Origin of the sequence: Actinotalea sp. Marseille-Q4924 (genome assembly GCF_916618755.1) — a bacterium.
Taxonomy (GTDB): Bacteria; Actinomycetota; Actinomycetes; order Actinomycetales; family Cellulomonadaceae; genus Actinotalea.
This window is the reverse complement of sequence record NZ_CAKAKB010000003.1, coordinates 1082850-1092205: the sequence shown is the minus strand read 5'-3', so window position 1 is coordinate 1092205 and position 9356 is coordinate 1082850. Positions and strand designations below refer to the sequence as shown.

The following is a 9356-nucleotide window of genomic DNA, read 5'->3' as shown; positions in this document are numbered from 1 at the left end:
GACCGGCACCACCCGACGCGGCTGCGGGGGTCACGCCCCCCGCGGGCGGATCACTCCTGGGCGCCCGCGATGTACGTGACCGCGTCGCCGACCGTCGTGAGGTTCTTCACCTCGTCGTCCGGGATGCGCACGGAGAACTTCTCCTCGGCGAGCGTCACGATCGTCATCATCGACAGGGAGTCGATGTCGAGGTCGTCCGTGAACGACTTCTCGGACGTGACAGAGTCGGTCGGCAGACCGGTCTCCTCGCTGACGATCTCCGCCAGGCCCTCCAGGATCTCCTGCTCGCTGTACGCCATGTGCATCTCCTCGTGTGGTCGCGGTCCGGCCCGGCGGGTAGGACCTCGTGCGGTCGGTGCCCACGGCACCGGGGTCTGGGGTCGGGCTCAGGGCAGGACGACGACCTGGGCCGCGTAGACGAGCCCGGCCCCGAAGCCGATCTGGAGCGCCAGGTCTCCCGTGGAGGCCTGACCCTCCCGCTTGAGCCGCTCGATCGCCAGCGGGATCGACGCGGCGGACGTGTTGCCCGTGTCGGCGATGTCCCGGCCGACGACGACCTTCTCCGGCAGCTTCAGCTGCTTGATCATCTGGTCGATGATCCGCATGTTCGCCTGGTGCGGGACGAAGACGTCGATGTCGTCCGCCGTCAGGCCCGCGGCCGCGATCGCCTTCTCGGCCACCGGCGCCATCTGCCAGGCGGCCCACTTGAAGACCGTGGGGCCCTCCTGCCGCAGCGTCGGCCAGGCCCCGCCCTCCTCGAAGGCGTCCTTCCACGACGCGGTCTGGCGGATGCTCTGCGCCATCGAGCCGTCCGAGCCCCACACCGTCGGGCCGATGCCCGGCGTGTCGGAGGGGCCGATGACGACGGCGCCCGCCCCGTCGCCGAGCAGGAAGGAGATGGACCGGTCGGTGGGGTCGATGAAGTCGCTCATCTTCTCCGCGCCGATGACCAGGACGTTGCGTGCGTTGCCCGACCGGACCAGCGCGTCGGCCTGCCCGATGCCGTAGGTGTACCCGGCGCACGCGGCGGAGATGTCGTACGCGGCCGCGGGCGTGGCGCCCAGCCGGTCCGCCAGGACCGCCGAGCCGGCCGGCGTCTGGTGGAAGTACGTGACCGTCGACAGGATGACGGCGTCGATGTCCGCACCGGTGAGGCCGGCGTCCGCGATCGCGTCGCGGGCCGCGGCCTCGGCCAGGTCGAGCACGTCCGTGTCCGGGCCGGAGCGGCGCCGCGTCACGATGCCCGTGCGCTGGCGGATCCACTCGTCCGAGGAGTCGATCGGGCCGGCGACGTCGTCGTTGGTGACGACGTGCTCGCCGCGTGCGGCACCCAGGCCGAGGATGCGGGAGTGGGCAGGACCGGTGGCCTGGGTCAGGACGGGGCGGGTCACGCGGAGGGCTCCTCGGCGGTCGGGGACGCGGGCACGTCCGGTGCGGTCGGCGCCCCGGCCTGCGGCGCCCCGTGACGGGCCAGGAGGTCGAGAGCCGCGTCGACGTCGGCGGGCGACTTCACCGCCACCGTCTCCACGCCGGGCAGCGTACGCCGCGCCAGGCCCGTCAGCACGCCTGCCGGGGCCAGCTCCAGCAGGCCGGTGGCGCCCATCTCGAGCAGGGTGCGCTGGCACAGGTCCCACCGGACCGGCGCGACGACCTGCGCCGCGAGCCGCGCGAGGACGTCCGCGGCGCGGCCGTGAGGGGCGCCGGGGGCCGCCGGGTACGGGGCGCCGTCGGCGTCGGACAGCAGCGGCAGCCGCGGGTCTGCCGCGGGCCAGCCGGAGGCGACGACCGCGAAGCGCTCGTGCGCGGTGCCCATGAACGGGGTGTGGAAGGCGCCGGCGACCTGCAGGGGGATGACGCGGGCCTTCGCCGGCGGGGCGGCCGCGAGGGCGGCCAGGGCGTCGAGCGAACCCGCGGCGACGACCTGCCCGCCGCCGTTGACGTTCGCCGGGTGCAGCCCGGCTGCCTCGATCGCCTCCAGCACGGCGTCCGGGTCGCCGCCGACGACGGCGCTCATCCCGGTCGGCTCGGCCGCGGCGGCCTCGGCCATGGCGCGGGCCCGGTGCGCGACGAGCCCGACGGCGCCGTCGTCCGTCAGGACGCCGGCGACGGCGGCGGCCGCCAGCTCGCCGACGGAGTGGCCGGCCGTCACGTGGGCAACGTCCTCCGGCGCGCGCTCGCCCAGCACGGCGCGCAGGGCGACGAGGGACGCCGCCACGATGAGCGGCTGCGCGACGGCGGTGTCCCGGATCGTCTCCGCGTCCGACTCGGTGCCGTAGCGCACGAGGTCGACCTCGGCGGCGTCGGAGAGTCGCCGGAGCTGCTCCGGGACGCCGGGGAGGTCGAGCCACGGGGCGAGGAATCCGGGCGTCTGGGAGCCCTGACCCGGGCAGACGATCGCAAGCACCCGCTCACTGTGCCGGGCGGGTCGGGGCGGCCCGGGCCACGACGAGCACCAAGCTCGCGCGGGCCCGTTGTCGAGTTCCTACAACGACACCCGCGGCCCGCGACCCGCGCGGGCGGCGGTCCCACCACCCAGGGTCGCGGTGGGGTGGGGCGGGCTCAGGTGCCGCCGTCGAGGCGCCCGAGGGCGAGGGCCGTCTGGAGCACGTACGCCTCGCGGGCGTCCAGCGGGTCCCACCCGGTCACCTCGGCGACCTTGCGGAGGCGGTACCGCACCGTGTTCGGGTGGACGTACAGGACCCGCGCCGCGGCCTCGAGCGACCTGCCGTGCTCGACGTGGGCCGCGAGCGTCTCCAGCAGCGAGCCGCCCGCCGCGACGAGGGGTGCGTACGCCTGCTCCACCAGGGTGCGCCGGGCCACGGTGTCCCCGACGAGGACCCGCTCGGGCAGCAGCTCGTCGGCGAGGACGGGGCGCGGCGCCGTCGGCCAGGCGCGTGCGGCGGAGAGCCCGGCGAGCGCGGCCGAGGCGGAGCGCGCCGCCTCCGCCAGGCTGGGGACGGACGGGCCGATGACCACCGGTCCCGGGCCGAACCGCGCGAGCAGGGACGCGGCGGCCGCGCGCAGGTCGCCCTCGCCGCCGAGGACGACGATGAGCCGGTCGCCCTGGATGCCGACGAGGGCGTCGTCCGCGGCCCGGCGCGTCGCCCGCCGCAGCTCGGCGGCGCGGACGTCGTCGAGCGGGTGCGACGTCGTGCCCACCATGACCAGGGCCTTGCCGTGACCGCTCCAGCCCAGCGCCGCGACCCGCGACCGCAGGGCGTCGTCGGCGTCCCCGCGCACCAGGGCGTCCACGACGAGCGCCTCGAGCCGCGCGTCCCACGCGCCGCGCACCTCGGCGGCGCGGGCGTAGACCTCCGCGGCGGAGAACGCCACCTCGCGGGAGTACCGGAGGACGGCCTCGCGCAGGTCGCGCTCGCCCCCGGGCGCGGCCAGCCGCTCGCTGTGGTCCTCCACGACCTCCACGATGAGGCGGACGAGCTGAAGCGTGTGCTGCAGCGAGATGGAGCGCGTCAGCTCCGGTGGTGCGGCCGCGAAGATGTCGCCGGCGCCGTTCGGCGGCGTGCTGGGGTCGGAGAACCACGTGATGAAGTTGCTGATGCCGGCCTGGACCACGAGCCCGAGCCACGACCGGTCCTCGGCCGGCAGGGCGCGGTACCACGGCAGGTTCTCGTCGAGCTTGCGCAGCGCGGCGGCCGCGAGCAGGCCGCTGCCGTCGTGCAGACGGCGCAGCGTGTGCGCCTGGTCGCGGGTCGCCTGGCGGGCCATGCGCGCAGCATAGGGCTCTCCCGGTCCGCGCCGGGCGTTGCCGCTTGTCGGCTCCCTACAACGCGGGTGGCCGGCGACCCGGCGGGCGGGCTCCGGAGGGTGCGCGGGTCGGCGTCGTCCCGGGGCCGGACGGCGGAGCGCCTGTCAGCCCGCGCCCGACTGCGGTCATGGTTCGGCAGGATGGTCAACGCGTGATGCGGCTATGGTCGCCCTATGGTTTTGCTCCCACGGCTCCGTCGGCTCCTGCGACGTCCGGTCTCCGCGTCGAAGGTCGGCGTCCGGCGGCCGACGTCCGCCCGCCGGCGCGACACGATCCACGAGGACTCGGTCCGCGCGCTGCTCCACGAGGACCCGAACGACGTGCGGGCGTTCCAGGCGCTGGCGGAGATCGTCCGACGCCGGGCGGCGGAGATGGGTCCCGACGGCGACCCGCTGACCGCTCCCCAGGACGAGGTCGAGAAGCAGAGGGCCGCCGACCTGGCGGTCTGGGCGCTGGCGGAGGAGCTGGCGGGCAACCCGCGAGCCTGGTACCCGCTGGTGGAGCTGGCCCGGCTCTCCGTGCACGACGACCACGAGGGCATGATGCGTCGCCTCCAGACGGCGGCGGAGCGCGACCCGTCGGGCCATGCGCTCGCCGAGGGTCTGATCGTGCTGCGCGAGGCCGGCATGCCCGTCGAGGCCCTCGGCCTGGGCGTCGGGCACTGGCGCGCCAAGGAGCACACCCCCGAGGTCGGCCGGCACCTCGTGCTGGCCGCGCTCGAGGCCGACCGTCCGCTGGAGGCCAAGCACCACCTGGCGGCGCTCGACCTGCACCCCGACCGCTCGGCGGTCGCGGCCCTCAAGCCCGAGCTCGAGCAGCGCGTGGCCGAGGCCGAGCAGCACATCCCCGGCGCCTGACGCGCGGGCGGCCGGACCGGTCGCGCCTGACGCGTGCCCGGTCCGGCAGGCCCGTCACCCGCCGGAGGCGGTCGCGGTCCCGACGTTGATGATGTTGCCGTCCGGGTCGGCGAACCACACCGACCGCATGCCCTCCATCTCGGCGACACCGTCGTGCCAGGTGAGCCCTTCCATCTCGAACTCCTGGAAGGCGACACCGAGGTCCCGCAGCCGGGCGACCTCGGTGTCGAACGCGTCCTGCGGGAGCTGGAACCCCACGGCGGTGGCCTTGTTCGTGCCCGCGTAGGACGACGGGTAGACGAGGAGGTCCACCCCGCCGGCGCGGTACACCACCCCGTCGGGCGCGTCCTCCCCGGGCGACAGGCCGAGGGTGTCCTCGTAGAACCGTCGCGCCCGGGGGAGGTCCGTCACGGCGAGGACGGGCATCGCGGGGAAGTCGGAGAGCATCATGCCTCCAGCGCGGACCAGGCGACCGTCGACTGGTCGGCCTCTCGACTGTAGGACCGCCCCCCAGGGCGGTCAACGAGCCAGGGCCCCCACGGGCGCCCTCCCAGTGGCACGCCACCGCCCCCTCAGCCGGCCGTCCGATCCGCCACTGTCCGTCCTGTCCGCACGGAGGACGTGCCGGATCGGACGCACAGTGGCGGGCTGGACGTTGGGGTGTGGTCGGACGGGTCGTCGTCGACGACGAAGGGTCCCCACCGTCGCGGTGGGGACCCTTCGTCGTCAGGCGTGGGGACCGAGCTCAGGCGTCGCCACCCGCGGCCCCGGAGGTCCCGGCGCGGACGTCGTGGAGCTGGTACTTCTCGATGGCCTGCCCCGGCAGGCTCCGGTCGACCTCGCCGCGCCGGGCGAGCTGCTGCAGGACCTTGACGACGACGGACGGTCCGTCGATCTTGAAGAACCGACGGGCCGCCGCGCGCGTGTCGGAGAACCCGAAGCCGTCGGCGCCGAGGGTCGCGTAGTCACCCGGGATCCACGGACGCACCTGGTCGGGCACGAGGTGGTTGTAGTCGCTCGTGGCGACGAACGGACCCGGGGCGTCGGCCAGCTTCTGCGTCAGGTACGCGGTTCGCTGCTCGTCGTCCGGGTGGAGGAAGTTGTGCTCGTCGGCGGCGAGGCCGTCGCGGCGCAGCTCGTTCCAGCTCGTCACGGACCAGACGTCGGCCCGGACCCCCCAGTCGTTCGCGAGCAGCTCCTGGGCCTCCAGGGCCCACGGCACGCCGACGCCGGACGCGAGGACCTGGGCCCGCGGGCCCTCGCCCTCGGCGACCGAGACGCGGTGGATGCCGCGCAGGATGCCCTCGACGTCTACGTCCTCCGGCTCGGCCGGCTGGAGCATCGGCTCGTTGTAGACCGTCAGGTAGTACATGACGTTCGGGTCGCGCCCGTCGTCGCCGTACATCCGCTGCAGGCCGTCGCGGACGATGTGCCGGATCTCGTACCCGTACGCCGGGTCGTAGTGGACGACGGCCGGGTTCGTGCCGGCCAGGAGCGGCGAGTGCCCGTCGGCGTGCTGCAGGCCCTCACCGGTCAGCGTGGTGCGGCCGGCGGTCGCGCCGATGATGAAGCCCCGGGTCATCTGGTCGCCGGCGGCCCAGAACTGGTCGCCGGTCCGCTGGAACCCGAACATCGAGTAGAAGATGTAGACCGGCACCATGACCTCGCCCTGCGTGGCGTAGGAGGTGCCGACCGCCTGGAACGCCGCGGCGGAGCCGGCCTCGTTGATGCCGGTGTGCAGGATCTGCCCGGACTCGGACTCCTTGTACGACAGCATCAGCTCGCGGTCGACGGCGAGGTAGTTCTGACCCTGCGTGTTGAAGATCTTCGCGCTGGGGAAGATGGCGTCCAGCCCGAAGGTGCGGGCCTCGTCCGGGATGATCGGCACGATCCGGTTGCCGAAGCCCTTGTCCTTGATGAGGTCCTTGAGCAGGCGGACGAACGCCATGGTCGTGGCGACCATCTGCTGTCCGGAGCCCTTGGCGAGCACCTCGTACGTCTGCTCCGCCGGCAGCGTGACCTCGCTGTGGCGCGTGCGCCGCTCCGGGATGAAGCCGCCGAGGGCGCGGCGGCGCTCGAGCATGTACTGAATCTCGGGGGCGTCCTCGCCGGGGTGGAAGTACGGCGCCGTGTACGGGTCCTTGAGCTGGTCGTCGCCGATCGGGATGCGCAGCGAGTCACGCAGCGTCTTGAGGTCGTCGGACTTGAGCTTCTTCATCTGGTGGGTGGCGTTGCGGCCCGCGAAGCTCGACCCGAGACCGTAGCCCTTGATCGTGTGCGCCAGGATGACGGTCGGCTGCCCGGTGTGGGCCGCCGCCGCCGCGTACGCGGCGTAGATCTTGCGGTAGTCGTGACCGCCGCGCTTGAGCGCCCAGATCTCGTCATCGGTCATCCGCTCCACGAGCGCCTTGGTGCGGGGGTCCCGTCCGAAGAAGTGCTCGCGGATGAAGGCGCCGCTCTCCGCGCGGTACGTCTGGAAGTCGCCGTCGGGCGTGGTGTTCATGAGGTTGACGAGCGCCCGGTCCTTGTCCGCGTTGAGCAGCGCGTCCCACTCCCGGCCCCACACGACCTTGATGACGTTCCAGCCGGCTCCGCGGAAGAACGCCTCCAGCTCCTGGATGATCTTCCCGTTGCCGCGCACCGGGCCGTCGAGGCGCTGGAGGTTCGCGTTGACGACGAAGGTGAGGTTGTCCAGACCCTGCTGCGCCGCGAGCTGGAGCATGCCGCGGCTCTCGGGCTCGTCCATCTCGCCGTCGCCGAGGAAGGCCCACACGCGCTGCTCGGCGGTGTCCTTGATGCCGCGGTTGTGCATGTAGCGGTTGACCCACGCCTGGTAGATCGCCGAGGCCGGGCCGAGGCCCATGGAGACCGTCGGGAACTCCCAGAAGTCCGGCATGAGACGCGGGTGCGGGTAGGAGGACAGGCCGCCGCCCGGGCTGGAGACCTCCTGCCGGAACGCGTCGAGCTGCTCGGGGGTCAGCCGGCCCTCGAGGAACGCGCGTGCGTAGATGCCGGGGGAGGCGTGCCCCTGGAACAGGATCTGGTCGCCGCCGCCGGGATGGTCCTTGCCGCGGAAGAAGTGGTTGAAGCCGACCTCGTAGAGGGTCGCGACGGACGCGTAGGAGGAGATGTGCCCGCCGACGCTCACCTCCGGCCGCTGGGCGCGCGTCACCATGACGGCCGCGTTCCAGCGCATCCAGCTGCGGAAGCGGCGCTCCACGGCCTCGTCGCCGGGGAAGTACGGCTCCTCGTGGACGCCGATGGTGTTGACGTAGGGCGTGTTGAGCGAGGTGGGGACCGCGATGTTGCGCTCCCTGGCCCGCTTCAGCAGGTTCAGCAGGACGTAGCGGGCGCGGGGGCCGCCTCGTTCGTCGACGAGCCCGTCGAAGGACTCGACCCACTCGCCGGTCTCCTCCGGGTCGATGTCGGGGACCGTGCTGAGGAGTCCGTTGATCAGCGGACCCGTCGTGTCGCGTGCAGCCACCAGCAACCTCACCTCTCGTCCGCACCGCCGTGGTCGCGGCAGCGCTCGGGTCGACCCACGGCTGCCGGTGCGCGGTCGGCGCAGCGGCCGGGTCGAGGTCGTCCGACCATTGTGTTCCTCATGCCCGGGCAAAGTCACACCGAGAGGCGGTCCGACGGCGTGCCGACGTGCGGCGGGAGGCCCGTTGTGGCGCTTGCCACACGCCAGGAGCATCCTGTGGGCTAGCGTGTGGCACCTGCGGGCGGCCCCGCAGCGGGCCCGCGCAGCAGGGGACGTCGGACAGGACGAAGGGAACGACTCGAGGTGGGTACGACCGCACAGCCCTCGGTGGGCCACGGCGGCACCGGCGCCGCGAAGCTGGGCTTCTCGGCAGGTCAGGTGGTCCAGGAGTGGGGCTACGGCGACGACGTCGACCAGGAGCTCCGCGCCGCGATCGAGGAGATGGTCGGCGGCGAGCTCGTCGACGAGGACTACGACGACGTCACGGACGCCGTGGTCCTCTGGTGGCGCGAGGAGGACGGTGACGCCACCGACCTCACCGACGCCCTCGTGGACGTCCGTGCCGCCCTCGACGAGGGCGGCCTCATCTGGCTCTTCACGCCCAAGGCGGGTCGGCCTGGCCACGTCCCGCACTCCGAGATCGAGGAGGCGGCGACCACCGCCGGTCTCCACGCCACGAGCACGCTCACCATCGCCCCGGAGTGGTCGGCCACGCGCCTGGGCACCCGCGGGCGCGGCAAGTGACGGAGTCCGGCTCCGGCACACCGCCCCCTGTCCCCGGTGACCCGGCTCCCGACGTCACCCTTCTGGACACCCATGGCACGCCCGTCACCCTTGGGGACCTGCGTGGCGGTCCGGTCGCCGTCGTCTTCTACCCGTTCGCGTTCTCCCGCACGTGCTCCGCGGAGCTGTGCGAGCTGCGGGACAACCTGGAGGACTTCGACGCCGCGGGGGTGCGCCTCCTGGCCGTCTCCTGCGACCCGGTGCCGGCGTTGCGCGCCTGGAGCGAGCAGGAGGGCTTCGGCTACGACCTCCTCTCCGACTTCTGGCCGCACGGCGCGGCCGCCAGGGCGTTCGGCGTCTTCGACGACGACGCCGGCATGGCCGTCCGGGGCAGCTTCCTGCTGGACGGGGACGGCATCGTCCGGTGGACCCTCGTGAACCCCCGCGGTGTGGCCCGCGACCTGGGGGAGTACCGCGCGGCCCTCGCCGCCCTCTGAGCCGGCGCAACGGTAGGCTGTGCGGCCGT

The 9356-nt window shown here is 73.5% G+C and carries 9 protein-coding genes; 3 read left to right on the top strand and 6 right to left on the bottom strand.

Going from position 1 to position 9356, the window contains the following annotated elements:
* Positions 1 to 50: 50 nt before the first annotated feature.
* From LG379_RS11805 to LG379_RS11790, 4 genes are all read right to left on the bottom strand, one after another.
* Positions 51 to 299, bottom strand: coding sequence for an acyl carrier protein (locus LG379_RS11805; RefSeq protein WP_225754721.1), 249 nt, complete (start codon positions 297 to 299; stop codon positions 51 to 53).
* Positions 300 to 386: 87 nt separating this feature from the next.
* Positions 387 to 1391 carry a beta-ketoacyl-ACP synthase III gene (locus LG379_RS11800; protein WP_225754720.1) on the bottom strand — a complete coding sequence of 335 codons (1005 nt, stop codon included), beginning with the start codon at positions 1389 to 1391 and terminating at the stop codon, positions 387 to 389.
* Positions 1388 to 2404 carry an ACP S-malonyltransferase gene (locus LG379_RS11795; protein WP_225754719.1) on the bottom strand — a complete coding sequence of 339 codons (1017 nt, stop codon included), beginning with the start codon at positions 2402 to 2404 and terminating at the stop codon, positions 1388 to 1390. Before LG379_RS11795 ends, LG379_RS11800 begins: the two co-directional genes overlap by 4 nt.
* Before the next feature lie 155 nt (positions 2405 to 2559).
* Positions 2560 to 3726 (bottom strand): CdaR family transcriptional regulator, encoded by a 1167-nt coding sequence (locus LG379_RS11790; RefSeq protein ID WP_225754718.1) that lies wholly within the window; start codon positions 3724 to 3726, stop codon positions 2560 to 2562.
* A gap of 213 nt (positions 3727 to 3939) precedes the next feature.
* Between LG379_RS11790 and LG379_RS11785 the strand changes: the two genes are divergently transcribed.
* Positions 3940 to 4623 carry a hypothetical protein gene (locus LG379_RS11785; protein WP_225754717.1) on the top strand — a complete coding sequence of 228 codons (684 nt, stop codon included), beginning with the start codon at positions 3940 to 3942 and terminating at the stop codon, positions 4621 to 4623.
* A gap of 54 nt (positions 4624 to 4677) precedes the next feature.
* Here the strand turns inward: LG379_RS11785 and LG379_RS11780 are convergent, their stop codons facing one another.
* Together LG379_RS11780 and aceE are read right to left on the bottom strand one after the other, a co-directional pair.
* Positions 4678 to 5073 (bottom strand): VOC family protein, encoded by a 396-nt coding sequence (locus LG379_RS11780; RefSeq protein WP_225754716.1) that lies wholly within the window; start codon positions 5071 to 5073, stop codon positions 4678 to 4680.
* 295 nt (positions 5074 to 5368) lie between these two features.
* Entirely contained in the window at positions 5369 to 8107 is a 2739-nt protein-coding gene (aceE, locus tag LG379_RS11775; RefSeq protein ID WP_225754715.1) for a pyruvate dehydrogenase (acetyl-transferring), homodimeric type, read from the bottom strand.
* Positions 8108 to 8410: 303 nt separating this feature from the next.
* Between aceE and LG379_RS11770 the strand changes: the two genes are divergently transcribed.
* Both LG379_RS11770 and LG379_RS11765 read left to right on the top strand, forming a co-directional pair.
* Positions 8411 to 8851 carry a DUF3052 domain-containing protein gene (locus LG379_RS11770; protein ID WP_225754714.1) on the top strand — a complete coding sequence of 147 codons (441 nt, stop codon included), beginning with the start codon at positions 8411 to 8413 and terminating at the stop codon, positions 8849 to 8851.
* Entirely contained in the window at positions 8848 to 9327 is a 480-nt protein-coding gene (locus LG379_RS11765; protein WP_225754713.1) for a peroxiredoxin, read from the top strand. The genes LG379_RS11770 and LG379_RS11765 overlap by 4 nt, the downstream gene beginning before the upstream one ends.
* Positions 9328 to 9356: the final 29 nt, after the last annotated feature.

What these genes read in the sequence shown, in the direction of transcription:
- LG379_RS11805 (WP_225754721.1), bottom strand. Translation starts at nt 299, where the DNA reads ATGGCGTACAGCGAGCAGGAGATCCTGGAGGGCCTGGCGGAGATCGTC.
- LG379_RS11790 (WP_225754718.1), bottom strand. Translation starts at nt 3,726, where the DNA reads ATGGCCCGCCAGGCGACCCGCGACCAGGCGCACACGCTGCGCCGTCTG.
- LG379_RS11785 (WP_225754717.1), top strand. Translation starts at nt 3,940, where the DNA reads ATGGTTTTGCTCCCACGGCTCCGTCGGCTCCTGCGACGTCCGGTCTCC.
- LG379_RS11780 (WP_225754716.1), bottom strand. Translation starts at nt 5,073, where the DNA reads ATGATGCTCTCCGACTTCCCCGCGATGCCCGTCCTCGCCGTGACGGAC.